The 26,469-nt window shown below is 71.9% G+C and carries 22 protein-coding genes; 10 read left to right on the top strand and 12 right to left on the bottom strand.

Annotated elements, in window-relative coordinates:
* Nucleotides 1-322 precede the first annotated feature (322 nt).
* Together AC3WLB_RS02350 and AC3WLB_RS02355 are read right to left on the bottom strand one after the other, a co-directional pair.
* Complete coding sequence (locus AC3WLB_RS02350) at nucleotides 323-2,440, bottom strand: thioredoxin domain-containing protein (protein WP_492502905.1); 2,118 nt, start codon at nucleotides 2,438-2,440, stop codon at nucleotides 323-325.
* Nucleotides 2,441-2,472: 32 nt separating this feature from the next.
* On the bottom strand, nucleotides 2,473-3,192 hold the full coding sequence (locus AC3WLB_RS02355; RefSeq protein ID WP_492502907.1) for a DUF1684 domain-containing protein: 720 nt from the start codon (nucleotides 3,190-3,192) through the stop codon (nucleotides 2,473-2,475).
* A gap of 146 nt (nucleotides 3,193-3,338) precedes the next feature.
* On the opposite strand from AC3WLB_RS02355, the gene AC3WLB_RS02360 reads away from it, so the two are divergent.
* The 4 genes from AC3WLB_RS02360 (at nucleotide 3,339) to AC3WLB_RS02375 (ending at nucleotide 10,793) form a co-directional block, all read left to right on the top strand.
* Nucleotides 3,339-4,184: an alpha/beta hydrolase gene (locus AC3WLB_RS02360; RefSeq protein ID WP_492502909.1), complete on the top strand. Its 846-nt coding sequence runs from the start codon at nucleotides 3,339-3,341 to the stop codon at nucleotides 4,182-4,184.
* Between the two features lie 85 nt (nucleotides 4,185-4,269).
* Complete coding sequence (locus tag AC3WLB_RS02365; protein ID WP_492502911.1) at nucleotides 4,270-8,592, top strand: DUF3418 domain-containing protein; 4,323 nt, start codon at nucleotides 4,270-4,272, stop codon at nucleotides 8,590-8,592.
* 57 nt (nucleotides 8,593-8,649) lie between these two features.
* The gene (locus AC3WLB_RS02370) at nucleotides 8,650-9,855 is read left to right on the top strand and encodes an MFS transporter (protein ID WP_022895346.1); all 1,206 of its coding nucleotides are present in this window, start codon (nucleotides 8,650-8,652) and stop codon (nucleotides 9,853-9,855) included.
* Nucleotides 9,856-9,950: 95 nt separating this feature from the next.
* Entirely contained in the window at nucleotides 9,951-10,793 is an 843-nt protein-coding gene (locus AC3WLB_RS02375) for an aldo/keto reductase (RefSeq protein ID WP_492502913.1), read from the top strand.
* A 121-nt stretch (nucleotides 10,794-10,914) separates the two neighbouring features.
* Here AC3WLB_RS02375 and AC3WLB_RS02380 read toward each other — a convergent pair whose 3' ends face one another.
* Nucleotides 10,915-11,904, bottom strand: coding sequence for an aldo/keto reductase (locus AC3WLB_RS02380; RefSeq protein ID WP_492502915.1), 990 nt, complete (start codon nucleotides 11,902-11,904; stop codon nucleotides 10,915-10,917).
* A 101-nt stretch (nucleotides 11,905-12,005) separates the two neighbouring features.
* On the opposite strand from AC3WLB_RS02380, the gene AC3WLB_RS02385 reads away from it, so the two are divergent.
* Nucleotides 12,006-12,887: a DUF4349 domain-containing protein gene (locus AC3WLB_RS02385; protein ID WP_492502917.1), complete on the top strand. Its 882-nt coding sequence runs from the start codon at nucleotides 12,006-12,008 to the stop codon at nucleotides 12,885-12,887.
* 25 nt (nucleotides 12,888-12,912) lie between these two features.
* Here the strand turns inward: AC3WLB_RS02385 and AC3WLB_RS02390 are convergent, their stop codons facing one another.
* From AC3WLB_RS02390 to AC3WLB_RS02405, 4 genes are read right to left on the bottom strand one after another with little or no spacing between them, the layout of a single operon-like run.
* The gene (locus AC3WLB_RS02390) at nucleotides 12,913-14,196 is read right to left on the bottom strand and encodes a glycoside hydrolase family 3 N-terminal domain-containing protein (RefSeq protein ID WP_492504644.1); all 1,284 of its coding nucleotides are present in this window, start codon (nucleotides 14,194-14,196) and stop codon (nucleotides 12,913-12,915) included.
* The gene (locus AC3WLB_RS02395) at nucleotides 14,196-15,344 is read right to left on the bottom strand and encodes an acyl-CoA dehydrogenase family protein (RefSeq protein ID WP_492502919.1); all 1,149 of its coding nucleotides are present in this window, start codon (nucleotides 15,342-15,344) and stop codon (nucleotides 14,196-14,198) included. Before AC3WLB_RS02395 ends, AC3WLB_RS02390 begins: the two co-directional genes overlap by 1 nt.
* 53 nt (nucleotides 15,345-15,397) lie before the next feature.
* Nucleotides 15,398-15,919, bottom strand: coding sequence for a gamma carbonic anhydrase family protein (locus AC3WLB_RS02400; protein ID WP_022897388.1), 522 nt, complete (start codon nucleotides 15,917-15,919; stop codon nucleotides 15,398-15,400).
* 34 nt (nucleotides 15,920-15,953) lie between these two features.
* Entirely contained in the window at nucleotides 15,954-17,639 is a 1,686-nt protein-coding gene (locus tag AC3WLB_RS02405; protein WP_492502922.1) for a cation:proton antiporter, read from the bottom strand.
* Between the two features lie 77 nt (nucleotides 17,640-17,716).
* Here AC3WLB_RS02405 and AC3WLB_RS02410 point away from each other — a divergent pair, with 77 nt between their 5' ends.
* The 4 genes from AC3WLB_RS02410 (at nucleotide 17,717) to AC3WLB_RS02425 (ending at nucleotide 20,561) form a co-directional block, all read left to right on the top strand.
* Nucleotides 17,717-18,118 (top strand): DUF3592 domain-containing protein, encoded by a 402-nt coding sequence (locus AC3WLB_RS02410; RefSeq protein WP_492502924.1) that lies wholly within the window; start codon nucleotides 17,717-17,719, stop codon nucleotides 18,116-18,118.
* 71 nt (nucleotides 18,119-18,189) lie between these two features.
* The gene (locus tag AC3WLB_RS02415) at nucleotides 18,190-18,627 is read left to right on the top strand and encodes a VOC family protein (RefSeq protein ID WP_492502926.1); all 438 of its coding nucleotides are present in this window, start codon (nucleotides 18,190-18,192) and stop codon (nucleotides 18,625-18,627) included.
* Nucleotides 18,628-18,632: 5 nt separating this feature from the next.
* Nucleotides 18,633-19,304, top strand: coding sequence for a winged helix-turn-helix transcriptional regulator (locus tag AC3WLB_RS02420; protein WP_022897860.1), 672 nt, complete (start codon nucleotides 18,633-18,635; stop codon nucleotides 19,302-19,304).
* 27 nt (nucleotides 19,305-19,331) lie between these two features.
* Nucleotides 19,332-20,561: a low temperature requirement protein A gene (locus tag AC3WLB_RS02425; RefSeq protein ID WP_492502928.1), complete on the top strand. Its 1,230-nt coding sequence runs from the start codon at nucleotides 19,332-19,334 to the stop codon at nucleotides 20,559-20,561.
* Here AC3WLB_RS02425 and AC3WLB_RS02430 read toward each other — a convergent pair.
* The gene (locus AC3WLB_RS02430; RefSeq protein ID WP_492502930.1) at nucleotides 20,536-22,221 is read right to left on the bottom strand and encodes an AMP-binding protein; all 1,686 of its coding nucleotides are present in this window, start codon (nucleotides 22,219-22,221) and stop codon (nucleotides 20,536-20,538) included. The genes AC3WLB_RS02425 and AC3WLB_RS02430 overlap by 26 nt on opposite strands.
* A gap of 59 nt (nucleotides 22,222-22,280) precedes the next feature.
* On the opposite strand from AC3WLB_RS02430, the gene AC3WLB_RS02435 reads away from it, so the two are divergent.
* The gene (locus tag AC3WLB_RS02435) at nucleotides 22,281-22,433 is read left to right on the top strand and encodes a hypothetical protein (RefSeq protein ID WP_022897863.1); all 153 of its coding nucleotides are present in this window, start codon (nucleotides 22,281-22,283) and stop codon (nucleotides 22,431-22,433) included.
* 45 nt (nucleotides 22,434-22,478) lie between these two features.
* Here AC3WLB_RS02435 and AC3WLB_RS02440 read toward each other — a convergent pair whose 3' ends face one another.
* The 4 genes from AC3WLB_RS02440 to AC3WLB_RS02455 form a co-directional block, all read right to left on the bottom strand.
* Nucleotides 22,479-22,691, bottom strand: coding sequence for a hypothetical protein (locus tag AC3WLB_RS02440; RefSeq protein ID WP_022897864.1), 213 nt, complete (start codon nucleotides 22,689-22,691; stop codon nucleotides 22,479-22,481).
* A gap of 69 nt (nucleotides 22,692-22,760) precedes the next feature.
* Nucleotides 22,761-23,501 (bottom strand): hypothetical protein, encoded by a 741-nt coding sequence (locus AC3WLB_RS02445; RefSeq protein ID WP_492502933.1) that lies wholly within the window; start codon nucleotides 23,499-23,501, stop codon nucleotides 22,761-22,763.
* 73 nt (nucleotides 23,502-23,574) lie between these two features.
* Nucleotides 23,575-24,810 carry an FAD-dependent oxidoreductase gene (locus AC3WLB_RS02450; RefSeq protein ID WP_492502935.1) on the bottom strand — a complete coding sequence of 412 codons (1,236 nt, stop codon included), beginning with the start codon at nucleotides 24,808-24,810 and terminating at the stop codon, nucleotides 23,575-23,577.
* 100 nt (nucleotides 24,811-24,910) lie between these two features.
* Nucleotides 24,911-26,467, bottom strand: coding sequence for a DUF7059 domain-containing protein (locus AC3WLB_RS02455; RefSeq protein WP_492502937.1), 1,557 nt, complete (start codon nucleotides 26,465-26,467; stop codon nucleotides 24,911-24,913).
* Between the last annotated feature and the right edge of the window lie 2 nt (nucleotides 26,468-26,469).

Raw genomic sequence — 26,469 nt, forward strand, 5'->3', positions numbered from 1 at the left:
GGGGTCCGGGGCCGCCGGCCCGGGCGGGCGAGAGACGGGAGGCAGAAAAAGCCCCGGACCACGACGGGTGCGGGGCTCGGCAGACCGGGCGGTCTAGAGCGGATGCACCACGTCGACGTGCTGAAGGAGGCGCGCGTCGCGCTGCTTTTTGCGGTACTCGCTGGGCACGGGCTCTGTCCTTCCTGCTGTCTGCGGTATGAGGCCGGGGATCGCGCGGAGTGCGCGGCCTGGTCACGCTAGCGGGGGCCGGCGGATGCGCGCCAGAGCGCACTGCTGACCGTAACCGTCTCGTGACCTTTCGCCGGGTCCGGCCTGCAGCGCGTCAGCCCCGCAGTTCGGCGGCGGTGGCGGCGGGCAGCCGGCACACGAAGTCGTGGCAGAGGTAGGCCAGCGGATGCCCGTCCCGCGCCCGGCGCTCGGCGAACACCTCGAAGCCCGCCTCGGCGAGCATGCGCGCGCCCGACTCGGTGGCGACCGCCACGAGATCGGCGCCCGACCACATCCGCACCGCGGCCCGCAGACCGTCAGCCGCCATCCGCTCCTCGTCGTCGAGGGGAGCGGCGCCGGGGTCGGGCTCGATCAGGATGAGCTGCTCGGCGGGGCGGGCGGCGCGCACGAGAAGTTCGAGGGTGGCACCGAAGGAGGTCGGGCGCGCGAGCGCCTCGACCGCGAGCGGGGCCAGGGCGCTCAGGGCGGCCTCGCGGTAGCGCGTCTCGGCGCTGAGCGCGTGCAGCAGCAGCGCCGCGGACGCGACGGCACTCGTGCCCGACGGGTACGCGCCCTCCGAGGGGTCGAGCTCGACGGCGAGTCCCTGCCCCCGCAGCACGGGGTCGCCCCCGCCGGGCGCGCGGAAAACGGTGCCGCTGGTCGCCGCCACGAGCCCGCCGCCCTCTGGGGCCGCCGCGTCGCGGTGTTCTCCCGCGCCGCCGGCCGCGGCCACACCGCCGCCGAGGGCGTTGGCCGCACTCGCGCTGCCGGTCGCGGCAGCCGCACCGTCAGCCGCACCGCCCGCTAGGGTGGCCGCCGCGTCGCGGTGCTCTCCTGCGCCGCCAGTTGCCACGGCCTCGGAGTGCGGGTCGACGACCACCGCGTCGACGAGCATCCGGCCCGCTGTCGCGTAGCGTGCCGAGCCGGTCGCTGCGGCCAGGCGCAGGAGGCCCTCGGCGAGCATGCCGTAGTCCTCGAGCGTCGCCACCGCCGGCGACACCCGCCCGCCGAGCGACGCGCGCACGAGCCGCAAGCCGCTGGGCGCGGGCGCGACGTGCGTCGCCAGGAGGTAGTCGGCGGCGTGCTGGGCCGCCAGCGCCCATTCGGGGCGGTCGAGCACGAGCGAGGCGCGGGCGAGGGCGCCGATCGCCAGGCCGTTCCAACCCGAGAGCACCTTCTCGTCGAGGGCCGGCGGGGTCTGCGTTGCGCGCGCGGCCGCGTCGAGCCGGTAGTACCCGCCCTCCACGCGGGCACCGTCGACCGTGCTCTCCGAGTCCTGAGCCGAGGCGAAGCCGCCCGACGGCAGCTGGAGCACGTCGATCAGAAAGCCCGCAATCCCCTCCGCGGCCTCCCGCGCCCACGGCTGCCCGGGGTCACGCGCCCAGAGCGCCGCGTAGGCGTCGAGGAGGAGGGCGTTGTCGTAGAGCATCCGCTCGTAGTGCGGTTCGCTCCAGTCGCGACGCGTCGCGTAGCGGAAGAACCCGCCCTCCACCGGATCGCGCAGCTCGCTCGCCGCCATCGCCGACAGCATCCGTGTCGCCAGCCCCGTCGATGTCGGCGTGCCGGCGGCGAGCAGAAAGCGCAGCACCGGCGCCATGGGGAACTTCGGTGCCCCGCCGATCCCGCCGAACTGCGTGTCCTCGTGCTCGGCGAGCAGATCGACGGCCGCCTCGAACGGCACGTCCCGCGGATCGAAGGCGGAGCCGCCCGCCGCCGCCCCGGTGAGCGCCTCCTGGCCCGCCGCGAGCGCCGTCGCGATCTGATCGGCCGAGTCGAGCACCTCGCTGGTGCGGGTGGTCCAGGCCTCGTTCACCGCCTCGAGCACCTGACGGAACGACGGATGCCCCTGCACCGGCGCAGGCGGCGAGTACGTTCCCCCGTAGAACGCCTTGCCCTCGGGTGTGACGAAGACGTTGAGCGGCCAGCCGAGTTCGCGCGTGAACGCGCCGGCCGCGGTGAGGTAGACGGTGTCGACCTCCGGATGCTCCTCCCGGTCGACCTTGATCGCCACGAAGTGCGCGTTGAGGTACTCGGCGAGGGCCGGGTCGCTGAACGACTCCCGGGCCATGACGTGGCACCAGTGGCAGGTGGAGTACCCGATCGACACCAGCACCGGAACGCCCCGCGACCGAGCCGCCGCGAACGCCTCCTCGCCCCACGGGTACCAGTCGACCGCATTCTCGGCGTGCGAACGCAGGTAGGGGCTGATCGCGGTCGCCAGGCGATTCGTCATGCCCCCAGCCTTCCACTCGGCCCGGCGTGACCCTAGCGTCTGATCAGATTCTTCTCACCGGCGCGCACCGGCATCGGCAACCGGTTCTGGGCGGGCGGCAGCGGGCAGACGTAGAAGTCGGCGAACACGCACGGCGGGAGGTACGCCCGGTTGAAGTCGACCTCGATGCGATCGGTGCCGACCTCGGCGTGCAGCCGCAGGAAGCGGAAGCGGTAGGTCTCGGTGCCGCTCGTCGCGTCCGAGAACACCACCTGCATGCTCTGCGGCGTTCCGGTCGCCACGAACTCTACGGGTTGACCGTCGATCTCGAGCGCGATCGTGCCGGCCACCCGCTCGACCTCGACGTAGCCGTCGATCTCCTCCACCGGCACGGTCTCACCCTCGGCCGCCGGCGTGAACCGGCCCGCGAGCTTCCATGCCTCATCCGGCTTATAGCTGTCGACGTCGACCACGGATGCGCGGGTCGGCGCCTGCGGATCGAGCACCCGCAACGCCACCTGGTCGTCGCGCCGGAAGTGACGGAGGATGCGCCCGCCCACCAGCACCTCGCCGCCCTGAACGATGGTGAAGTTCTCGCCCACGATCGCGGCTCCGTCGAGGTACCACTCGCCATCGAGGCCGTCGAGCCGCTGGGGCTCCGGGGAGAGCCAGTGCGTCGCGACGAGCGACGCGAGACCGTGCGGGGCGGTGATCGTGCGCAGCCGCGCGGTGTGCCAGCTCTGCCAGGCGTCGTCGAATGCGTTCTCCGTCACGCATCGAGCCTACGCCGCCCCGACCGCCGTCCGGCCGCTCTCCATCCGCCCGCCGGCCGGCCGCTCAGGCGATCGCGACCGAGTGCCCCGCCCCAGCCCCTTCCCAGTGACGGATGCGCGCGTTACCCTCGGCAGCGGAGGCAGCCATGACCGAGTTCACCACCACCGCTCGCGGCGATCGCGTCGCCTACGATCTGCGCGGAACCGGGCCCGCTCTCGTGTTCGTGGCGGGGGCCGGCCCGTTCCGCGCCGGCGACCCGATCACGACCGAGACCGCCGAGCGCGCAGCCGAGCTGGGCGTCGCGACACTCGTCTTCGACCGGCTGGGCCGTGGCGAGAGCGAGGCGGCGGAGGACGGCAGCGACCCGCTCGACCTCGACCGCGAGCTGGCGGCTGTGCAGGCGGTCATCGAGGTCGCCGGAGCCCCCGCGGTGCTCTGCGGGCACAGCTCCGGCTGCTCGATCTCCCTCGCCGCGGCCGCCGCAGGCCTCCCGGTGCAGGGTCTTGCCCTCTGGGAGGCCCCGCTCGCCGGGCCGGCCGCCACCACCCGTGCCTGGGCCGATGAGATCGCCCGCCTCATCGACGCCGCCGACTACCCGGCCGCCCTCAGTCACTACATGAAGGACATGCCGCCGGAGTGGCTCGCCGGGCTCCGGTCCCGCCCGGATTGGGAGCAGCTCGCCACCGCGGTGCGCAGTCAGCGTGCCGACGCCGAATCGATGGCCTGGGCCACCGCCACGCTCGAGGAGGCGGGCACGACGCCTGCGGGTTCGGCGGCGCTCGGGGTGCTCGCGGGCATCCGGGTTCCCGTGCTGGCGATGTACGGCACCGAGACCGTGCCCGGCATGCCCGAAGCCGCCGAGCGCATCGCCGCCGCGATCCCGGGGACCGTCGTCACGACCGTGCCCGGCGCCCACCACTCGTGGCAGCCCGAGCCGATGGCCGCGGAGCTGGCCGCCTTCACCCGGGCCGCAGCCTCGGCCGTCGCCTGAGGCCCGCTCGCTCGCCGCACGCCCGCCCGCTCGTCAGACGCGCGCCCGCTCCTCCCACCCCCGCCCGTCGTACGATGGAGGGCTGATGTCTGCCCCCACTCCCCTTCGCATCGTCTTTCCGCCTGAGCTGCCCGTCAGCCAGAAGAAGGATGAGATCGCGCGCGCCATCCGCGACCACCAGGTCGTGATCGTGGCCGGCGAGACGGGGTCGGGCAAGACCACGCAGCTGCCGAAGATCTGTCTCGAGCTCGGCCGCGAATCCATCGGGCACACTCAGCCGCGACGGCTCGCCGCCCGAACCATCGCCGAGCGCATCGCCGACGAGCTCGGCCAGGAGGTGGGCGGTCTCGTCGGCTACCAGGTGCGCTTCACCGACCGCGCCTCGGCGTCGACCCGCATCAAGCTGATGACCGACGGCATCCTGCTGAACGAGATGAACCACGACCGGCTGCTCTCGCGCTACGACACGATCATCATCGACGAAGCGCACGAGCGCAGCCTCAACATCGACTTCCTGCTCGGCTATCTCAAGCAGCTGCTGCCACAGCGCCCCGACCTCAAGGTCATCATCACGAGCGCCACCATCGACCCGGAGAGCTTCGCCCGTCACTTCGCGGATGCCGCGGGCGAACCCGCCCCCATCGTCGAGGTCTCGGGGCGCACCTTCCCGGTCGAGATCCGCTACCGCCCGCTCGCGCCCGACACCGACGACGCCGACACCGACGTCGATGCAGCCGACGCCGACGACGGGGCCGACGCTCGAGTCTCCAGAAACGGCCGGAATCGCGCTCCCGATTCTGACAAGAGCGGGAGACTCGATGGCGGCGGGCGCGACGGCGCCGAGCCGCGCGACCTGTTCGACGCCATCGGCGACGCCCTCGACGAGCTCGCGCGGGAGAAGCCGGGCGACGTGCTCGTGTTCCTCTCCGGCGAGAACGAGATCCGCGACGCCGAGGAGGCGCTACGGGGGCGCTTCGCGGCGGGCGGGCGGGGTGGCGAGACCGAGATCCTGCCGCTGTACGGGCGGTTGAGTGCGGCCGAGCAGCACCGGGTGTTCCAGCGCGGCGGAGCCCCGGGCATCCGTCGTCGCGTGGTGCTCTCGACGAACGTCGCCGAGACCAGCCTCACGGTGCCGGGCATCAAGTACGTCATCGACTCCGGCACCGCGCGCATCAGCCGCTACTCGGTGCGTTCGAAGGTGCAGCGGCTGCCGATCGAGGCGATCTCGCAAGCCTCGGCGAATCAGCGCAGCGGCCGCAGCGGGCGCACCAGCGACGGCATCGCCATCCGCCTCTACTCCGAGGAGGACTTCGCCAGGCGGCCCGAGTTCACCGACCCCGAGATCCTGCGCACGAACCTCGCCGCGGTCATCCTGCAGATGATCTCGCTCGGACTCGGCGACATCGCCGCCTTCCCCTTCCTGCAGCCGCCGGACTCCCGCGGCATCAAGGACGGCCTCGACCTCCTCGGCGAACTGGGCGCGGTGCGCGCCGCGGTGAGCGGCGCGAAAGGCGGCAGCCGCGCCGGTCACCCGACCGGCGCAGCCGCGGAAGACCTTGCAACGCGCCCGCTCGACGGTCATGGCACGCGCCGCGGCGAACCGACGGATGCCGGGCTTCCGCCCTCGACGACGCCCGGCCCCGCACTCACCCGCATCGGCCGCGACCTCGCGCGCCTCCCGATCGAGCCGCGGTTCGCCCGGATGGTCGTCGAGTCCAAGCGCACCGGCACCAGTCGCGAGGTGCTCGCGATCGTCGCCGGGCTCACCATCCAGGATCCGCGCGAGCGCCCGCTCGAGAAGCGTGGCCGCGCCGACGAACTGCACGCGCGCTTCGCCGACGCCACGAGCGACTTCCTCACCCTGCTGAACCTCTGGAACTACCTCGAGGAGAAGCAGCGCGAGCTCTCGTCGAGCGCGTTCCGGCGGCTGTGCAAGGCCGAGTTCCTCAACTACCTGCGCATCCGCGAGTGGCAGGACGTGTACCGGCAGCTCCGCCAGCTCGCGAAGCCGCTCGGGCTGACCATCGGCGAGCCGAGCGTGAACCCCGACGGTATCCACAAGTCCCTGCTGTCGGGGCTGCTCAGCCAGATCGGGTTGCGCGACCAGGTCAAGCGCGACTACCTCGGCGCCCGGCAGACCCGGTTCACGATCTTCCCGGGCTCGACGCTGGCGAAGAAGCAGCCGAGTGCGGTGATGAGCGCCGAGCTGGTCGAGACGAGCCGTCTGTTCGCCCGGATGAACGCGGCCATCGACCCCGCCTGGGCCGAGCCGCTCGCGGGCGACCTGGTGAAACGCACGTACTCGGAGCCGCACTGGGAGAAGAAGCAGGGCGCGGCAGTGGCCTACGAGCGGGTCACGCTGTTCGGGGTGCCGATCGTGGCCCGGCGGCGGGTGCAGTTCGCGCGGATCGACCCCGAGTACGCGCGCGAGCTGTTCATCCGACACGCGCTCGTCGAGGGTGAGTGGGAGTCGCAGCAGGCGTTCGACCGGGCGAACCGAGCGTTCCGCCGCGAGCTGGAGCAGCTCGAGGAGCGGTCGCGGCGCCGCGACATCCTGCTCGACGACGAGGCGGTGTTCGAGTTCTACCAGGCGCGCATCCCGCGCGACGTGGTGTCGCAGCGCAGCTTCGAGGGCTGGTGGAAGACCGCCAGGCAGGACGACCCGGCGCTGCTCACGATGACCCGCGAGACGCTGCTCCCCGAGGGCGCTCCGGAGGTCGACGAGACCGAGTTCCCGGCGCAGTGGCAGCAGGGCGACCAGCGGCTCGCGCTGCGCTACCGCTTCGAGCCGGGCGCCGACGACGACGGCGTGACCGCGACCGTGCCGCTGGCACTGCTGCCACGGCTCGACCCGGTGGCGTTCCAGACGCAGGTGCCGGGGCTCCGGCAGGAACTCGTGACGGCGCTCATCCGTTCGCTGCCGAAGCGCCTGCGGGTGAACTTCGTGCCGGCCACGGACTGGGCGGGCCGCCTGCTCGCCGAGCTCGGGCCCGACCCGGCCGATGCGGGCGCACCGGATGCGAACGCCAGCGGTGGCTCGGCGAGCCGCAGCGCGCGCGGCGGAGCGGCGGATGCGGGGGGCGGGTTTCTCGCCCGGCTCGCGGCGCTCATGACCCGACTCGCCCACGAGCCGGTCAGCGCGGGCGACTTCGATCTGGCGAAGGTGCCGGATCACCTGCGGGTGACGTTCCGGGTGGTGGACGAGCGCGGCGCGACCGTGGGCGCCGGCAAGGACCTCACCGCGCTGCAGGCGCGGCTTGCCGACGCAGCGCGCGCGAGCATCGCGCGAGCATCGTCGGGAGCCGCGGAGCCGCGCGAAGGCGTGCGCCCGAGCCGTCGCGACGGCCGGCGCGGCGGCGCGCCCGGAGCCGGCGGCCGGGCGACTGCCGAGACCTCTGAGCCGACCGGCGCGAGCGCGACGGGCACGTCAGCCCGGGCAGGCGGAGCGCCCGGCGGAAGCGGCACAGGAGGCGGAACCGGCGCGGGCGGTGGGGCTACCGGCGGCGCGGCCCGGGTTGCGGGCGCAGCGGCGGGCGGCGGCATCGAACGCAGCGGGCTCACCGACTGGACGATCGGCGACCTCCCCCGCTTCGTCGACACCCGCCAGCACGGCGGCGTCATCCGCGCCTACCCCGCACTGGTCGACGAGAAGTCCAGCGTGGCGGTGCGTCTCATGGCCACCGCCGAGGAGCAGGCGCGCGCGACACCGGCCAGAGTGCTGCGGCTCGTGCTGCTCGCGGTGCCGAGTCCCGCATCCTACGTGCGCGACCATCTCACCCAGAACGAGAAACTGCTGCTCGCCACCAGCCCCTACCAGAACGTGCAGGCCCTGTTCGACGACGCGATGCTCGCCTGCGCCGACGAGGCGCTGCGGGCGCTGCACCCCGACGGCCTGATCTGGACGCGTGCCGAGTTCGAGGCCGTGCGCGATCGCCTCTCGGCGGCCGTGCTCCCCCTGCTCGACCAGACCGTGGCGACGGTGCTGCGCATCCTGAGCGGTGCACGTGATGCCGAGCGCGCCATCAAGGCGGTGACGAGCATGGCCCTGCTGCCGGCCATCACGGATGCACGCGAACAGCTGGCGGCACTCGTGCGTCCCGGGTTCATCAGTGCGACCGGACTCGCGCGGCTCGGGCATCTGCCGCGCTACCTCGCGGGCATCGTCTACCGGCTCGAGAAGCTGCCCGACAACCCGGCTCGCGACCGCGCCTGGCTGAACGAGGTGCAGACCGCGACCGAACGTCTCGTCGACGCGGGCGGGAGCATCCCGCTGCGGCCGCACGCACCGGAGAACCTGGTGCGCGCCCGCTGGCTGATCGAGGAGCTCCGCATCGGCCTGTTCGCGCAGCCGCTCGGCACGGCCGAGCCCGCTTCGCTGCAGCGCATCACCAAGGCCCTCGGCGCCTGACCTCCGCTCGGGCCGGCCTGCCGAGTGCCCAGCGGGCACGGCTAAGCTAGATCGGTTATGAGCAGCTACACCGAACTCCTCCGCACCCGCGGCGTCGCCCGCATCATCGCTGCTCAGCTGACCGCCCGTTTCCCGTTCGGGATGCTCTCGCTCGCGTTCCTCCTGCACATCGAGCACACCTACGACTCGTACGGCATCGCCGGGCTCGTGCTCGCCGCACTCAGCATCGGGCAGGCGATCGCCGGCCCGCTCACCAGCCGGCTGATGGGCGTGTGGGGAATGCGCCGCGTCATCCTGCTCACCATGATCATCTGCGCCGTCGCCATCTCGAGCATCGCATTGTTCCCGCTGCCCATCCCGGCCGCAATGGGCGTCGCATTCGTCGCCGGACTCACCATGCCGCCCATCCAGCCCGCGGTGCGCACCATCTACCCGAAGATGGTGAATTCCAAGCAGCTCACCCCGCTCTTCTCGCTCGATGCGTCGGCGCAGGAGATCATCTGGGTGCTCGGGCCCGTCATCACGACGTTCGTGTCGATCCAGATCGGCACCGTCTGGGGCATCCTCCTCGCGGTCGCGTTCCTCGTCGGGGGCGGCACCTGGTTCCTCACCAGCCCCGAGCTCGGGCGGGTGCGCATCCCCCGCTCGAAGCGCAAGCTCGGCGCGGTGCTGAAGAAGCCGGCGGTGCTGCTCGCGACGACGGTCGGGTTCCTCCTCGTCGCCGCCTGCGCCGCCATCGAGGCCGGGGTCGTCGCGACCTTCGGCGAGGGGGGCGCCGAAGCCGGCATCGTGCTCGCACTCTTCGCGGTGGGCTCCCTCGTGGGCGGTCTCTCGCTCGGCCACAAGCCGATCGGGCCGTGGGCGCTCGCCCGGCGCATGGCCATCGTCTTCGTGGGCACCGCGATCGCCGCCGCTTCGCTCAACATCTGGTGGCTCGCCGCCACACTGTTCATCGCCGGCATCGGAATCGCGCCCGCGCTGGCGGTGATGTTCGCGATCGTCTCGGCCAGCGTGCGCTTCAGCGACACCGCGGAGGCCTACGGCTGGGTCGGCACCGGACAGCTCATCGGCGCGGCAGTGGGATCAGCACTCGCCGGCTTCCTCATCGACGGCATCGGGGCGATCGGCGCCTTCCTCGTCGCGGCGGCCCTGGCGTTCCTCGGCTTCCTCGTGCCGCTGCTCGGCAAGCGGTTCCACCCCGACCTGCGGGGGCGCGACGCGAGCCCCCTCCCCGACACCGAGCCGGTGCCGCTGACCGGGTAGGCGTCGCCCCGCAGCTGCGCCGCAGCCGCAGCCCGCGCATCTGCACCGCGCCCGCTCACGGGACCCGTGCATCCGCCGCGCGCGATAATCGACGCATGACCGACGCGCTCTCACCCGTCCTCCCGCTCGCCGACGGCCGTGGCCTGCCGCAGGTGGGGCTCGGGGTGTACAAGACGACCGACGCGGAGTCGGCGACGGCCGTCGACTTCGCCCTGCGGCACGGCTACCGGCTGATCGACACCGCCTCGATGTACCGCAACGAGAAGGGCGTGGGCGATGGCGTGCGCCGAAGCGGTCTGCCGCGCGACGACGTGTTCGTGACGACGAAGGTGTGGTTCACCGAGAACGGGTACGAGAGCACGCTGCGCTCCTTCGACGAGAGCCTGGAGCGGCTCGGGCTGGAGTACGTCGACCTGTACCTGATCCACTGGCCGGCGCCCGCCACCGACCGCTACGTCGACACGTGGCGCGCCCTCCTGCGGCTCGAGGAGGAGGGGCGAGCGCGGTCGGTGGGGGTCGCGAACTTCCACCCGAAGCACGTCGAGCGGCTCGTCGCCGAGACCGGGCGCACGCCGGTCGTGAACCAGGTCGAGCTGCATCCGTGGCTGCCACAGCCGGAGCTACGGGCCTTCGACGCCGCGCACGGCATCGTCACCCAGGCGTGGTCGCCGCTCGCGCGCGGTCACGTCTTCGACCCGGCGCGCGGCGGCGAGGTGCTCGCCGCGATCGGGCGGAAGCACGGCAAGAGCGCGGCCCAGGTGGTGCTGCGCTGGCACGTGCAGCTGGGCATCGCGGTGATCCCGAAGTCGGTCATGCCGGCGCGCATCCGCGAGAACATCGACCTGTTCGACTTCGAGCTCGACGCCGGCGACATGACGGCGATCGCGGGTCTCGCGACCGGGGAGCGCACCGGCGTCGACCCCGACGACCGCAACTGAGCGGAGTGTGGCGGGTAACTCTGCATGCGTGATGAGTTACTACGCGAATCAAGCACACCGAGCCCGTATAGGGCGTCGGTTGCACGCATTCGCGTAGTTACTCGGCGCTACCCGCGCGACGTCACCAGCGGGGGTGGATGGCGGCCCGGAAGTACTGGTCGTAGAGCGCGTGCACGCCCTCGTCGAGCGCGGGCGGCACCGTCACGTCGCCCGCCGCGGCATTCGCCTCGGCCTGCGCCCGGCTGCGCGCACCCGGGATGACCGAGGTGACGCCGGGCTGGCTCGCCACCCACGCGATGGCGGCCGCCGCGGGCGACACGCCCGGCAGCTCCCGCGACACCAGCGCCGAGAACTCCCGCGCGGCCTGCACACCCTGCTCGTAGTCGACCCCCGAGAAGGTCTCGCCCACGTCGAACGCCGACCCGTCGCGGTTGTAGTTGCGGTGATCGGTGGACGCGAACTCGGTGTCGGCCGTGTAGCGGCCCGAGAGCAGCCCCGACGCGAGCGGTACCCGCGCGATGACACCGACGCCGGCGGCGCGCGCGGCGGGCAGCACCTCGTCGAGCGGCTTCAGCCGGAACGCGTTGAGGATGATCTGCACACTCGCCGTGCCGGGCCGCGCGATTGCCGCGAGGGCCTCCGCGCAGGTCTCCACGCTGACCCCGTAGTTCGCGATCGCCCCCTCCGCCACCAGGGTGTCGAGCGCGTCGTACACCGCGTCGCTCGAGAACACGGGCGTCGGCGGACAGTGCAGCTGCACCAGGTCGAGCCGGTCGACGCCGAGGTTGGTGCGCGAACGGTCCGTCCAGGCCCGGAAGTTGGCGAGCGTGAACTCCCCCGGCTCCTGCGGCCCGCGACGCCCCATCTTCGTGGCAACGGTGAGCGGCACCGACGGGTTCTCGCGGCGGAACCGCCCGATCACCCGCTCGCTGCGGCCGTCGCCGTAGACGTCGGCCGTGTCGAAGAACGTGACCCCGGCGTCGACGGATGCGCTCAACACGTCGAGCGCATCCGATTCGTCCACCTCGCCCCAGTCCGCGCCGAGCTGCCAGGTGCCGAGTCCGACGATGGAAACGGGACGATCGGTGCGGCCGAGAATGCGTTGCTCCATGATGCTCCGAGCGTACCTCGATCGGCTGCTCGGATAACGACCGGATAACCATCCGGGCCGTTCCAGCCACCGTACAGACAGCGTTCCCTACAGTGAGCGGCATGAGACGAACGATCCTCGCTTCCGCCGCCGTCGCGGCGACGCTGCTGCTCGCCGGATGCGCCGCCTCGGGCGGCTCGTCGTCCGCCCCCTCGGGCATCGTCGGGCCCCAGCAGGGCCCCGTCATGCCCGACCAGATGTCGAAGGAGGGTGCCACCGCCGATGGCTCCACCGGCGCCGTCCAGGCCGACCAGAGCGTGATCACCACCGGCTGGATCACCGTCATCGTCGACGACCCGGCTGCCGCCACCGACGACGCCGTGGCCCTGGTCGAGAAGCTCGACGGCCGCATCGACTCCCGCACCGAACAGGCCGGCACCGAGAGCCAGAAGGCCAGCTCGCAGCTGACCATCCGCGTTCCCGCCGACTCGGTCGATCAGGCCATCGACGGCCTCAAAGAACTCGGCACGGTCGAGCAGGTCTCGCTGAGTTCGAGCGACGTCACGCTGCAGGTGCGAGACCTGGATGCGCAGATCAAGGCCCTGCAGGCATCCGTCGACCGGCTGCTCGCCCTCGTCGGCCAGGCGGCCACCACCGCCGACCTGGTGGAGCTCGAGACCGCCATCTCCGACCGCCAGGGCCAGCTCGACAGCCTCAAGTCGCAGCGCGAGTACCTCGGCGACCAGATCGACTACTCCACCATCACGCTCGACCTGCAGGAGAAGGGGGCGCTGCCCTCGGCCGCTCCGGGCGACTTCTGGAGCGGTCTGGCCACCGGCTGGGCGGCGCTGCTCACCGCGCTGTCGGGCGCCGTGGTGGTGGTCGGGTTCCTCATCCCGTTCCTGCTGCCGCTCGCCGTCATCGCGGTGGTCGTCATCCTGATCGTGCTGCTCACCCGCCGCGCCGGCCGGAAGCCGAAGCTCCCCACCCCGCCCGCGCCGTGAGCGCCCACCCGTCGTCGCGCCCGCCTCAGGGCGCGATGGCGGGCGGATGCTGCTGCAGCCAGAGTTCGCGGCGCAGTTCGAGGTCGCGCAGCACCGCGTCGTCGATCGTCTGCTCGGCGATCTGCCCCGACTGCACCGCGGCGACGATCGAGGCCGTCATTGCCGGCAGATCGAGCTGCGTGTTGTAGAGCAGCAGGTCGTTGCCCGCGTTGATCGCGGCGATGGCATTGGCGGTGCGGTCGGCGTACTCCGGGACTCCGGATGCCTCGAGCATCAGCAGATCGTCGGTCACCGCCACCCCGTCGAAGCCGAGCTGGTCGCGCAGCACCCGGTGCCAGGCGGGCGACAGCGACGCCGGCGCCTGGTCGACCGCGGTGTACACGAGGTGGCCGAACATCACCAGTGGTGCACCCGCGGTGATCCCTGCCTGGAACGGCGGCGCATCCTCCGCCTGCCACTGCTCGAACGGCAGGTCGGTCGCGGGGAGTGACGTGTGCGAGTCCCCCGGCGCCGCACCGTGACCGGGGAAGTGTTTGAGGGTGCTGAAGACCTTGCCGTTCTCGGCGGTGACCGCGGCCGCCACCCGCTCGCTCGCGCCGGCCGCGTCGGTGCCGAGGGCGCGCTCGTAGATGAACGAGGCCGGGTCGGCGGTGACGTCGGCGATGACGCCGAAGTTGACCGTCATCCCGGTCGCCCGGAGCAGATCGGCGCGCTGGGTGAACGCATCCGTCGTCGCCTGCACGGGCTCGTTCTTCAGCGTCTCGGCCGAGGGGTAGGTGTCGTCGCCGAGGCGCGCGACGATGCCGCCCTCCTCGTCGATCGCGATCAGGGTGCCGAGGCCGTCGCCGCCCACGAGGGCTGCGGTGAGAGCGGTGGCGTCGGCGGCCGATCCCGGCACGTTGTCGCCGAGCAGCAGCAGCCCGCCGGCACCGGTGCCCTGGAGGTAGGACTGCAGCACGGCAGGGTCGGCGCCCGGCACGTGCACCATGAAGAGCGCGGCGATCTTCTGCTCGAGCGTCATGCCGGCCAGGCGTCCTGCGGCGAACGAGCGGATGCGCTCCTCACGTGTCGGCGCCGGGAACGCCGCCCGGTGCCGGGTGCGCGGCGCCGGCGTCGCCGTGCCCGTGGGAGCGGTGCCCGCTGCGGGCGAGGCGTCGAGCCCGCCATCCGTCTCCGTGGCGCCGGACGCAGCGGAGCTCCCAGCGGAGCTCGCCACCCCGCTGCCCGGCGAGCCGCAGCCCGCCAGCACCGTCACGGCGACGACGACAGCGAGGCCGGCGCCCACGCGGCGCAGCACACTCCCCCGCATCACTCGGGAATGGGGCCGAGCAGCGCGTTGGCCACGGTGTTGTGCGCCGACTCGCCGTCGGAGGGATGGAAGATGCCCGCCACCACGTCGCGGTAGAGCCGCCCGAGTTCCGACGAGGAGTAGATCGCCGACCCGCCCGCGACCCGCAGCGCCTGGTCGACCACGAACCGCGCCGTCTCCGTCGCCCGCACCTTGAGGCCCACCAGCTGCGGGAACCACGCCGCGCCGCGCCGCACGCCCGCGTCGACGTCACGGGCGAGCGCGTCGATCTGGGGCGGGATCGCGTCCTGCGCAATGCCGGCCTCGGCCACCTTCCACCGGATGTCGGGGTCGTGGGCGTAGGGACGCCCACCGGCCTTGAGCGAGGTGCGCCGGTGCGCCGCCGCCACCGCGAGCTCGATCGCCCGCTGCCCGATGCCGGTGTACACGGCCGCGAGCAGGATCTCGAAGTTCGCGAAGATGCCGAAGATCAGCGGATCGGCGCTCGGCCCCTCGGGCAGCTTGCGGAACACCCGGTCAGCGGATGCGACGGCGCCGTCGAGCAGGGTCGTGTTGCTCTGCGAGGCGCGCATCGCGAGCGTGTCCCAGTCCTCCACCGTCGTGACCCCCGCCGCCTGGCGGTCGAGGAAGGCGTGCACGAGCAGCGGCGCCGCCGGGTCGGAGGTGTCGCGGCCGAAGACGCCGAGCCGGGTCCACACGGGCGAGAGCGAGGTGAAGATCTTGCGGCCGGTGAATGCGTAGGAGCCGTCGGGAAGGGGACGGGCATCCGTCGTCGACCCGAAGAGCACGAGGTCGTTGCCCGCCTCGGAGTTGCCGAAGGCGAAGATCTCGCCCGCCGCCGCATCGCGCAGCACGCACTCGAGCGAGGCATCGCCGCGGTCGAGCAGCACCTTGGCCACCCCCGTCCAGACGAGGTGCATGTTCACGGCGAGCGCCGTCGCCGGTGCGGCGGTCGCCAGCCTCGTCTGCTCGCGCGCCACCTCGGCCAGCCCGTACCCGAGGCCGCCGAGCGCCGTGGGGGTGAACATCCGCAGGTAGCCGACCTCGTGCAGCTCACGCAGGTCGTCGTGCGGGAACGTGTTCTCGCGGTCGTGCCCAGCGGCGCGGGAGCGGATGCGGGTGAGGAGTTCGTCGTCGATCAGGGTCACCCGCACAGGCTACTCGCGCATCCTGAACCCGCTCGCGCCGGCGAGGCGGCCGTTCAGGCGTCGCCGGCGAGCGCCTCCGCGTGCCCTGCGCTCAGCCGCAGGTAGGTGGCGGCGTTGCGGCGGATGCGCTCCTGCTCGTCGGCGCTCAGTTCGCGGCGCACCTTCGCGGGCACGCCGGCCACGAGCGACCCGGGCGGCACGATCGTGTCTTCGAGCACGACGGCGCCCGCGGCCACGAGCGATCCGGCGCCGATCACGGCGCGGTTCAGCACCGTGGCGTTCATGCCGATGAGGCAGTCGTTCTCGATGGTGCAGCCGTGCAGCACGGCGCCGTGCCCCACGCTCACGCCCGCACCGATCGTCGTCGGCACGCCGGTGTCGCAGTGCACCACCACGTTGTCCTGCAGGTTCGAGCCCTCGCCGAGCGTGATCGCGTCGGTGTCGCCGCGCAGCACGGCACCGTAGAAGACGCTCGCCCGGGCGGCGATGCGGGTGCGGCCGATGACAGTGGCCGTGGGAGCGAGCCACGCCGTCTCGTCGATGGCGGGGGTGACTCCGTCGTAGCTGATGATCATGGTTCTCCTCGGGGTCGGGGCGGGCGGCGGATGGTCAGAGCCGGTTGCCGAGGCGCGACACGATCGCCGCCTCCTGGTAATCGAGCTGCTCGATGAGTTCGCGGGCGGCGTCGTCGTCGAGGCGGTTGGCGTCGCGCTCGTTCACCAGCGCGGTGCGCTGCGCCTGCAGCACCCGGCGGTACAGGTCGCCGAAGGCCCGGCCGAACTCGCTCCTCTCGGGGTCGGGTGCGCGGTCGGCGTCGGCGGACTGCCGCGCCACCGTCGCCTCCACCCGCTTCAGCAGCTCGGGCGGCAGACCGGCGGGCGGCGATGCGAGGAAGGCGGCGAACACCTCTTTCGACGCCTCCTCCGCGATGGTGTGGGCGCGCGCGGCCTGTTCGCGGTCGAAGCTCTCCTGGTTCGGGTCGCTCAGCTTCAGCGCCCGGATGAGCGCCGGCAGCGTGAGCCCCTGCACCAGTAGGGTGCCGACGGCGACCACGAAGGCGATGGCCTGGATCTCGGCCCGCCCCGGGAACGGCTGCCCGTTCGCGAGCAGCACGGGCACACCGGCCGCGGCGGCCAGGGTGACCACCCCGCGCATGCCGGTCCAGGAGACGACGAGGCTCTCTTTCCAGCCGAGGAACACCGGGAACTGGCGCGGCCGCCGCCCCCGTGCCACGCGCGCCGCGTTCTCTCGCTCGATGCGCTCCCGCACCCGCACGTCGCTGGCGTACTTGCGGCGCATCAGCCGGTCGCCGAGCCAGTTGCGCCCGAAGGAGAGGAACACCCACACCGGCCGGATGAACAGCACCACGGCGAGCACCACGAGCCCTGCCCCCAGCACGGCCCACACGGACCGCCCGGCGTCGACGATGTCCTGCAGCACGAAGCGCAGCTGCAGCCCGATGTAGGCGAACACGAACGCCTCGAGCAGCACGTCGAGCGAACTCCACACCTGACGCTCCTGCAGCCGGGTCTCGTACCCGGCCCGCGGTGCGTTGGTGCCGATGACGAACCCGGCCGCCACCACGGCGAGCACGCCGGAGGCTTCGAACTGCTCGGCCAGCAGGTAGGCGGCGAACGGCACCACGAGCCCCAGCACGGTCTCGAGCGCGGCGTCCTTCAGCAGGCGACGGATGAGCAGGGAGACCCCGGCGAGCGCGATGCCCACGGCCACCCCCACGGCCGCACTGTAGAGGAAGAGCAGCACCGGGCTCTCGAACAGCGTGTGCGTGCCGGCCACCGCGGCGACGCCGACCGAGAACAGCGTGAGCGCGGCGGCGTCGTTCACCAGACTCTCGCCGGTGAGGATCGTCATCACGCGCTTCGGCAGCCCGAGCTTGCGGCCAATGGCCACCGCGGCCACCGCATCCGGCGGCGACACGATGGCGCCGAGGATGACGGCGGTGCCGAAGGTGAGGGCCGGCACCACCCAGGAGGCGACCACACCCACCGCGAGCGCCGTGACCACGACGAGCACCACACCGAGCCCGATGATCGGGCGGAGGTTGCGCACGAAGGAGAAGAACGAGAAGTTGAGCGCCGCCGAGTACAGCAGCGGCGGCAGCACCACGCCGAGGATGATGTCCGAGTCGAGTTCGATGCCGGTGAACCCGGGGATGAAGGATGCCGCGAAGCCCACCAGCGTGATCACGAGCGCCGGTTGGAGGCCGCGCCGCTGCGCCAGCCCGGTGAGGGCGATGGCGCCCACCACCACGAGCAGGAGCTGGACACCGTTCACGCTGCCACTCTAGGGGGTGACTCCGACACCGCGACCGCGTCACCGGAGCGGCGTGCCCGGCCAATAAGGTGTTGAGCATGGAGGATGCGATCGACGCGGTGTCGTTGATCACCGAGCTGTTCGGCTGGATCGGCATCGGCGCCGGGTTCGTGCTGCTCGCCATCGGCTTTCTGCGCGGCGCCTTCTACCGGGGCTGGCGCGAGACGCTCGGTGTGGTGGTGCTCGATCCGCAGGGCGACCTCGTGTACCGCTGGCTCGGCGAGGACGGTCTGCTCTACGAGGCCCCGGCCGCCGACGACGAGACGCAGTCGCTCGAGCCCGGCGACGACGTGACGGTGTACGTCAGCCCCCGCGACCCGTCGGTCGGTCGTGTCGACGACCCACGGCACGAGGGGCGGGCGTTGCGCACCACGGGCTGGATCTTGCTCGGCATCGGGGCGCTCGCGATCATCCTGCAGTTCGTGCTGCTGTTCGTGTGAGCTCTTGACGTCTCACTTGTTTTTTGCAAGTGTGGTCGTCGTCAGCACGTGAATCCTCGAAGGAGACCTCGATGTCCCAGATGTTCGTCAACCTGCCCGTCACCGACCTCGACCGCGCGAAGGCGTTCTACGAGGCGCTCGGCTTCACCATCAACCCCAAGTTCACCGACCACAACGCCGCCTGCGTCGTGGTCGAAGAAGACCACAACTACTTCATGATCCTGGTGCGGGACTTCTTCCAGACCTTCACCTCCCTGCCCATCGGCGACCCGGCCACCGCCGTCTCGGTCTCCACCGCGATCTTCGTCGACAGCCGCGAGGAGGTCGACAGCCGCGTCGCCGCGGGCCTCGCCGCCGGCGGCTCGGAGGCGCAGGAGCCCTCCGACTACGGCTTCATGTACCAGCGCCAGCTCACCGACCCCGACGGCAACGTGCTCGAGTTCGGCTGGATGGACCCGGTCGCCGCGGCCCAGGGCCCCGACGCGTTCGCGGATCAGCAGCAGGGCTGAACCTCGTGGCCGCCCGCGATTACGGGGAGTACTCGAGCCTCACCCGCGCGGTCGAGCTGATCGGCGAACGGTGGGCGCTGCTCATCGTGCGCGACCTGCTGGTGGGCCCGCGTCGCTATGGTGAGCTCGCCGCCGGGCTGCCGCGCATCCCGAGCAACATCCTGGCGACCCGGCTCAAGGAGCTGCAGGCGGCCGGCGTCATCCGGCGGATGCCCCGCTCCCGCGTGATCGTCTACGAACTCACCCCGTACGGCCGCGAACTCGAACCCGTCGTGCTCGCGCTCGGTGCGTGGGGGTTCAAGGCGATGGGCGACCCGCGCGCCGAGCAGGTCATCACGCCCGACGCGATGGCCATCGACCTGCGCACGGCGTTCCGGCCGCAGGTCGCGACCACCCTGCCGCCCACCGCCTACGCCGCGCGGCTCGACGCCGGCGGGCTCCTCATCCGCGTCGACGGCAGCCGGCTCGACGTGTCGCGCGCCCCGGCCTCGGGAGCGGATGCGGGCGAAGCCGGCCCGCCGGTCGACCTCGCCTTCACGGCGGGGCCGGGCATCCATCGGCTCCTCGCGGGCGAGCTCGAACCCGAGCAGGCGATCGCGACCGGTGTGGTGTCGGTGCAGCACGGCCAAGGCGTCCTGCTCGACCGCTTCGCCAGCACCTTCCGGCTCGCCGCCTGACCCGTCGCCGCCCCTAAGCTGGTGCGCATGTCGAAAGACGTGCGCGCGCTGAGCGGCTTGATCCCGGTGGTGCGGATGCGCTCCCGCCGCATCGACGAGCCGAACCGGGTCTCGAGCCCGCTCGAACTCCTCTTCGACCTGACCTTCGTGGTCGCGATCGCCTCCATCGTCACCCAGCTCGGCCACGCGATCGCCGAGAACCACTTCGCCACCGCGCTGCCGAACTACCTGATGGTGTTCTTCGCCATCTGGTGGGCGTGGCTCAACTTCACCTGGTTCGCCTCGGCGTACGACACCGACGACGTGCCCTACCGCCTGCTCACCATGCTGCAGATGGGCGGTGTGCTGGTGCTGGCGGCCGGCGTGCCGAGCGCCTTCGACTCCGGGGAGTACGCCCTCATCACCACGGGCTACTTCATCATGCGCATCGCGCTCGTGGTGCAGTGGCTGCGGGCGGCGGCGCAAGACCCGGAGGGCCGGCCGACGGCGCTCCGCTACGCCCTCGGCATCACCGTGGTGCAGGCGCTGTGGATCGCCCGGCTGTTCCTTGCACAGCCCTGGCCGTTCGGCGCGCAGGTGGGCGTGTTCGTGCTGCTCGCGGCAGCGGAGATGGCGGTACCGATCTGGGCCGAGCGGCCGCGGATGACCACGTGGCACCCCCATCACGTGGCCGAACGCTACAGCCTGTTCACGATCATCCTGCTCGGCGAATCGGTGCTCGCGTCGAGCGTGAGCGTGCAGGGGATCGTGAGCGCCGGGGCGTCGTCGGGCGAATTCGTGCTGCTCGCGGCATCCGGCCTCGCGCTGTTGTTCGGGTTGTGGTGGGTGTACTTCCTCGAGCCCGCGCACGAGGGGCTCGAGCACAATCGCGCCCGGTCGTACTACTGGGGGTACGGGCACTACGTCATCTTCGCGGCGCTGGCCGCGCTCGGCGCGGGGCTGGAGGTGAGCGTGGAGGCGATCGGCCACGAGGTCGAGGCGCCGGCGATCGTGGTGGCCTACGCCATCGCGGTGCCGGTGGCGGTGTTCCTGGCGGCGATGTGGGCGCTCTACCGTCCGCTGACCGGGCCGACGGTCATCCCGCCGGGCCTCTCCCTCGGCGCGGCCGCGATCGTCCTGCTGCTCCCCGTCGCCACCGGAACGCTGCCGCTCGCCGCTGTCGTGCTCGCCATCACGCTCGTCGTTGCAGCGGTGATCGCGGGCACGATCCTCTACCGCAAGCCGCGGGCGGTCACTCCTCCTCCAGCAGCTCCCTGAGCTCACGGCGCAGCACCTTGCCCACGTTGGACTTCGGCAGGTCGGCTTTGAACACGATGCGCTTGGGCCGCTTGTACCCGGCCAGCTCGCCCTTGAGGTAGGTACGCAGTTCGTCTTCGGTGAGCGAGTCGTCGGCCTTCACGGCGAAGAGCACCACGGCTTCGCCCGAGTGCTCGTCGGAGACACCGACGACGCCGGCGTCCTTGACCTTCGGATGCGCCATCGCGACCTCCTCGACCTCGCTCGGGTAGACGTTGAAGCCCGAGACGACGATGAGGTCTTTCTTGCGGTCGACGATGGTGATGTAGCCGTCCTCCGACATCGTGGCGACGTCGCCGGTGAGGAGCCAGCCGTCTTTCAGCACCTCGGCGGTGGGTTCGGGCTGGTTCCAGTACCCCTGCATCACCTGGGGGCCTCGCACGCACAGCTCGCCGGGCTCGCCGAGCGGCACCACCGCGCCGTCGTCGTCGCGCAGCTCGATGTCGGTGGAGGGCAGCGGCAACCCGATGGTGCCGACCCGCGGCGGCTTCCAGGTGGGGTTCACCGAGACCACCGGCGACGCCTCGGTGAGGCCGTAGCCCTCGAGCACGTCGTTGCCCGTCGCATCCTTCCACGCCTTCGCCGTCGAACCGCGAAGAGCCATGCCGCCGGCGACCGTGAGCTTCACGCGCGAGAAGTCGAGGGCCTTGAAGTCGGCCCGATCGAGGAGCGACGCAGCGAGCGTGCTCACCAGGATGAGCACGCTCGGCGTGGTCTTCGCGATGGTCTTGGTGAGACCGGCGGTGTCGCGGGGGTTCGTGATGAGCACGTTGTGGGCGCCGAAGTTGAAGAAGGCGAGGCAGTTCACCGTGAGACAGAAGATGTGGTACATCGGCAGGGCCGCGATCACGGTCTCCTTGCCCTCGTCGAGGCGCAGGCGCATGGGCGCGAGCATCTGCGCCTGGTTCGACATGAGGTTGAGGTGCGTGACCACCGCGGCTTTCGTTCCGCCTGTCGTGCCGCCGGTGTACTGCAGCAGCGCGGTGTCGTCGCGGGAGACCTCGGGCAGGGCGACCCGGTGGTGCTTGCCGCCGAGCGCCAGGGCCTCCCGGAAGCCGATGGTTCCCTTCAGCGAGTGCTTCGGCACGATGCGCTGCACGTGCTTGACCACGAAGTTCGTCACGACCCGCTTGGCCGGGGGCAGGAGGTCGCCCACATCGGTCAGCACGACGTGCTCGATCGAGGTCTCGCCGATGATCTTCTCGAGCTTGTCGGCGAAGTTCTGCAGCACCACGATGGCGACGGCGCCCGAGTCGACGAAGACCTTCTTCATCTCGTGCGCGGTGTAGAGCGGATTCGCGTTGACCACGACGAGCCCCGCCTTGAGCGCCCCGAACACGGCGACCGGGTACTGCAGCAGGTTGGGCATCTGCAGCACGATGCGGTCGCCCTTCGTCAGTCCCAGTTCGCCGACGAGGAACGCGGCGAACCGGTCCGAGAGGGCGTTGATCTGGCGGAACGACAGCACGGTGCCGAGGTTCGAGAACGCCGGCCGGCCCGAGAACCGGCGGCAGACCTCGTCGACCAGCCGGCCGATCGACTCGTACTCCACCGGATCGATGACCGGGGAGAGCTCAGGAGAATAACTGTTCAGCCACGGGCGGCTCTCGTATGGGTTCATCGCCTTCTTCGTTGTCGACGGGCTGGGCTGGGACTTACGGTACCCGCTATGGTCGTGGCATGAGCAACGATGACGACGAGTACGACAACCGCCCGTCGGGCTTCATCGGCCGCCTCGGTCGCGCGCGCATGCTCGCCTGGATCGTGATCATCGGGCTGGTGGCGCTCAGCATCGGTGCGATCTCGGTGGTCGTCGTGCTGCAGAACGCCTGAGCGCGACCGCGCCTCGCTACGGTGCCGGGCTGCTCGCGCCGTCGGTCAGACCGTCGCCGCAGCCGCGTCGTCGTCGTCGGGCGTCGCGTCGTCGATGAGCTCCTGGTCCCACTCCGCCAGAGCTTGCTCGGCCTCGGCGCGGGTGTCGAACGGCCCGAGTGACGGGGCGCCCGGGAAGTCGTCCGGGTTGAGGTCGGTGGTCACGAAGTAGGTCACGATGTCGTCTTGTTCGTGCTCGACGATGCGCAGGTCGGTCATACCGCCGACTCTACCCACTCCCCATCCGGCCCGTCACCGCACGCCGCAGGCGGGTTGCGGTTCTCGGCGTCAGAAGTCGAAGCCGCCGCCGAAGTCGCCGCCGCCGAAATCGCCGCCACCGAAGTCGCCCGAGCCTCCGGTCCAGTCGCCACCGCCATCGCCCCACCCGCCGCCGTCGGCGCTCACGCCGCCGTCGGAGGCCGCGCCCGCGTCGCCGCCGGCATCCGTGCCGCCGTCGCCCGAGCCCGAATCGTTGCCGGAGCCGTCGGTGCCGGATCCGTCGTTGCCGGCACCGCTCCCGTCGCCCGCGGCCTGGTCGAAGCCGGGCTGCGGCAGGAACGCGCTGACGAGCGCCGAGCCGATCACGTAGCCCGCCACGGTTCCGAGCAGCGAACTCGCGACCATGCTGCCGAAGCCCATGCCGCCGCCCTGCGGGCCACCGTTGAAGGAGCGCTCGAGCGTGCCCGGCTGCCGGATCTCGGAGCGGGTCGCCGCTTGCGCGAGCGAGCGCGGGTCCTCCCCGCGGGGCTGCTCGCCGGCGGGCGCGTTCTCGCTGAGCTGGGTGAACAGGATGCGCCGCTGCTCCGGCGTGAGCTTCGTGAACGCCTCCTCGTGCACCTGCTCGATCGTCTCGGGCGGAGCGGTGCGCAGGAGGTAGCGGTAGCGCTCGACCGCGATCTCGTCGTCGGTGCGGGCCGGAGCGGCGCCGGGCGCGCCGGGCGCCGGGTAGCTCTGGCCGGCCGGGGCTTGCGGGTAGGGGGCGGGCTGCTGTGGTTCTTCTCGGCCAAGGAGGCGGTCGAGGAATCCCATGGTGATCGCTCCGATCTCAGGGGCGCCGGATGCGCCGTCGCTGACGTTCAGTCTCGCCCGGCCGACTGGGGAATCACTGGGATCCCACCACGACCTCGCTGATCGTCTCGGGCCGGAAACCGCGCCCGATCAGGCGCGGCGCAACGGCCTGCACGACCGGCACCAGGAGGTTGAGCGCCGCCCGCTGCGCCGAGGTGGGCGGGTTCGCCAGGAGCGGCGCCGGATGCGGGCGGCCGATGACCTCGTGCAACCGCAGTTGCAGTGCCTGCATCGCGCGCACGGGAGGCAGGCGGCGGCGCTCGATCGCGGCGAGGTCGCGCTCGGTCACCCCGTCGCCGAGGAGTGGCTCGGCGAGCCGGTTCGCGGTGGCCACCGCATCCTGGATCGCGTAGTTCACCCCCACGCCGAAGGCCGGCGACATGGCGTGCGCCGCATCGCCGATGCAGAGCAGGCCCGGCCGGTGCCAGGTCTCCAGCCGGGCGATCTGCACGCTGAGGAGCTTCACCTGGTCCCAGTCGGTGAGGGTGTCGACCACGGGGCGGAGCGGCTTGGCGGTCGTGGCGAGGGATTCGCGGAAGGCGTCGAGGCCGGCCGCCTGCACCTCGGCGAAGCGCCCCTTCGGGATGACGGACCCGGCCTGGATGTGGTCGCGCCGGTCGATCGTGAGCACCAGGGCGTCGAGACCGATGTAGGCGAGGGTGGAGGGCGCTGGCACGGGCGGATTCGGCAGCTCGAACCAGAGCACGTCGATGCCCACCCCGAACTCGCGCGGCTCGAGTCCGGTCGCCGCGCGCACGGTCGAGCCGCGCCCGTCGGCGGCGACGGTGAGGCGGGCGACGATCTCGAGCTCACCCTCCGCATCCGTCGCCGTCACCCCGGTCACGGCGGCGCCGGCCCGGCGCACACCGGTGGCGGCGGTGCTCATGAGAAGGCGGAAGGAGGGAAACTCGGCCGCTTTGCCGGCGAGGAAGGTCAGGAAGTCCCACTGCGGCATGAAGGTGAGGAAGTCGTTCGGCGCCGGCAACCGCCCGAAGTCGACGGCGTGCACGCGCACCCCGTTCACCACGAAGTCGAGGGTGCCCACCTCGCTGTGCGGGAGCTCGAGGAACTCGTCGCGCAGACCGAGCTGGCCGAGGAGCGCGAGGGTCGATGGGTGGATGGTGTCGCCGCGGAAATCGCGGAAGAAGTCGGCGTGCTTCTCGAGCACCACCACGTCGACCCCCACCCGCGCCAGCAGGTATCCCAGCATGATGCCCGCGGGCCCGCCGCCCACGATGCACACGTCCGTCTCCACCACACGCCCACCCATGCCCCCACTCTAGGAGCATCCGGCGCCCCGCAGATGCCCCCCTTGCGCGACGAGTCGGGGGCGGGGTGTGACCCGCGGGGACCGGGATGGAGCGGACGGGTCAGGGGGCGGGGCGGAGGAAGGCGTCGGCGACGAGGGCGCGCACGGGCGGGAGGAGATCGGCGGCGAGCGCCGCCTCCGGCACCTCGAGCAGGGTGGCGATGGCCGCGATGATCGCACCGACCGAGAGGTCGCCGTCGCACGCGCCGACGAACGCGGCGAGCCCGGTGTCGAGCGGCACCGACCGCGCGAACCCGCCGCCCTGCCGCAGGGTCATCACCACGGGGTCGTCGTGGCCCGGCCAGTAGTGCCGCTCCTCGGTGACGTCGGATGCGTAGACGAGCGTCGCGCGCAACAGCTCGGCGTCGTCGCGGTGCACCACCCAGTCGTGGCCGGCGAGGCAGTCGGCCAGGTGATCGCCGAGCCCCGCCGGGTTCGAGCCGATCGCCGACTCGACCCGCTCGTAGCGCGCCAGCGTCGGCGCGCCGCTCACCGGGCGCCGCAGCAGCACGTACCCGAAACCCACCTCGCGCACGTCCCGCGCCTCGAAGTCGTCGAGCCACGCCTCGTAGAGCGGGTCGAAGCCGGGAGTGCCGGGGCGGGTGCCACCGTCGCGGATCCACGTCTCGGCGTAGCTCGGCGCATCCTGCCGCTCACGCTCGATCACCCACGCGTCCACGAGCGCGCCGCGCGCACTCTCGACCCAGCCGCGAACCCGCGCCAGCCCGTCAGCCGCAGCCGCACCCGCACCCCGGTACTCCCAGTTGCCGAGCAGCTGCGCGATCCCACCCGGCGTGAGGTGGTCGGCCGCCTGGCGCACCACCTCTTCCACCAGGGCGTCGCCCACCAGTCCGCCGTCGCGGTACTCGTACTGCGGCACCCCGTCGACCCGCGGCGTGATGACGAACGGCGGATTCGACACGATCCGGTCGAACCGCTCCCCCGCCACCGGCTCGAACAGGCTCCCGTGCCGGAACTCGATGGTGTCGATCTCGTTCAGCCGCGCGTTGAGCGCCGCGAGCTCGAGCGCGCGCCGCGAGATGTCGGTGGCGACCACGCGCCGGGCGTGCCGGGCGGCGTGCATGGCCTGGATGCCGCAGCCGGTGCCGAGGTCGAGCACCGAGTCGGCCGGCGTCGGGATCATCAGGCCGCTCAGCGTGTTCGAGGCGCCACCGATGCCGAGCACGTGGTCTTCGTCGAGGGGCCGGCCGAGCAGCGCCTCGCCGAGGTCGGAGACGATCCACCAGCTGCCGGCGCCCAGCGAGTCGACGAAGCTGTAGGGGCGCAGGTCGAGCAGCGCACTCCAGCCGCCGCCCGACTCCGCCGGGCCCACCAACCCGAGCGCGGCGGCGCCCACCGCACTCAACCGGGGCAGCGCGGCGTCGAGCTCGGCTTCGGGCACGGTCTCGCCCAGCAGGAACAGTCGCGCCAGTGTGCCGACGGGCGGCAATGGGCCTTCGGATGCGCGCATCCGCTCGAGCGCCCGGGCCGCCGGCAACCGCCGCCCGCGGAACAGGGCCGCCGCAGCCTGCTCGCCCCAGAGCGCGTCCAGCACGTCGACGCGGTAGCGGGCGGCACCGAGGTCGGCACGGAGGAGATCGATCGATTCGTGGTCCACCC

The sequence above is a fragment of the Herbiconiux sp. FW305-C-125 genome, from assembly GCF_058783455.1.

Coding starts and splice junctions, on each gene's coding strand:
- AC3WLB_RS02435 (WP_022897863.1), top strand. CDS start 22,281: ATGAGCAACGATGACGACGAGTACGACAACCGCCCGTCGGGCTTCATC.
- AC3WLB_RS02350 (WP_492502905.1), bottom strand. CDS start 2,440: ATGACGAATCGCCTGGCGACCGCGATCAGCCCCTACCTGCGTTCGCAC.
- AC3WLB_RS02430 (WP_492502930.1), bottom strand. CDS start 22,221: ATGAACCCATACGAGAGCCGCCCGTGGCTGAACAGTTATTCTCCTGAG.
- AC3WLB_RS02445 (WP_492502933.1), bottom strand. CDS start 23,501: ATGGGATTCCTCGACCGCCTCCTTGGCCGAGAAGAACCACAGCAGCCC.
- AC3WLB_RS02410 (WP_492502924.1), top strand. CDS start 17,717: ATGGAGGATGCGATCGACGCGGTGTCGTTGATCACCGAGCTGTTCGGC.
- AC3WLB_RS02440 (WP_022897864.1), bottom strand. CDS start 22,691: ATGACCGACCTGCGCATCGTCGAGCACGAACAAGACGACATCGTGACC.
- AC3WLB_RS02385 (WP_492502917.1), top strand. CDS start 12,006: ATGAGACGAACGATCCTCGCTTCCGCCGCCGTCGCGGCGACGCTGCTG.
- AC3WLB_RS02425 (WP_492502928.1), top strand. CDS start 19,332: ATGTCGAAAGACGTGCGCGCGCTGAGCGGCTTGATCCCGGTGGTGCGG.
- AC3WLB_RS02375 (WP_492502913.1), top strand. CDS start 9,951: ATGACCGACGCGCTCTCACCCGTCCTCCCGCTCGCCGACGGCCGTGGC.
- AC3WLB_RS02370 (WP_022895346.1), top strand. CDS start 8,650: ATGAGCAGCTACACCGAACTCCTCCGCACCCGCGGCGTCGCCCGCATC.
- AC3WLB_RS02390 (WP_492504644.1), bottom strand. CDS start 14,196: ATGCGGGGGAGTGTGCTGCGCCGCGTGGGCGCCGGCCTCGCTGTCGTC.
- AC3WLB_RS02400 (WP_022897388.1), bottom strand. CDS start 15,919: ATGATCATCAGCTACGACGGAGTCACCCCCGCCATCGACGAGACGGCG.
- AC3WLB_RS02365 (WP_492502911.1), top strand. CDS start 4,270: ATGTCTGCCCCCACTCCCCTTCGCATCGTCTTTCCGCCTGAGCTGCCC.
- AC3WLB_RS02380 (WP_492502915.1), bottom strand. CDS start 11,904: ATGGAGCAACGCATTCTCGGCCGCACCGATCGTCCCGTTTCCATCGTC.
- AC3WLB_RS02415 (WP_492502926.1), top strand. CDS start 18,190: ATGTCCCAGATGTTCGTCAACCTGCCCGTCACCGACCTCGACCGCGCG.
- AC3WLB_RS02360 (WP_492502909.1), top strand. CDS start 3,339: ATGACCGAGTTCACCACCACCGCTCGCGGCGATCGCGTCGCCTACGAT.
- AC3WLB_RS02450 (WP_492502935.1), bottom strand. CDS start 24,810: ATGGGTGGGCGTGTGGTGGAGACGGACGTGTGCATCGTGGGCGGCGGG.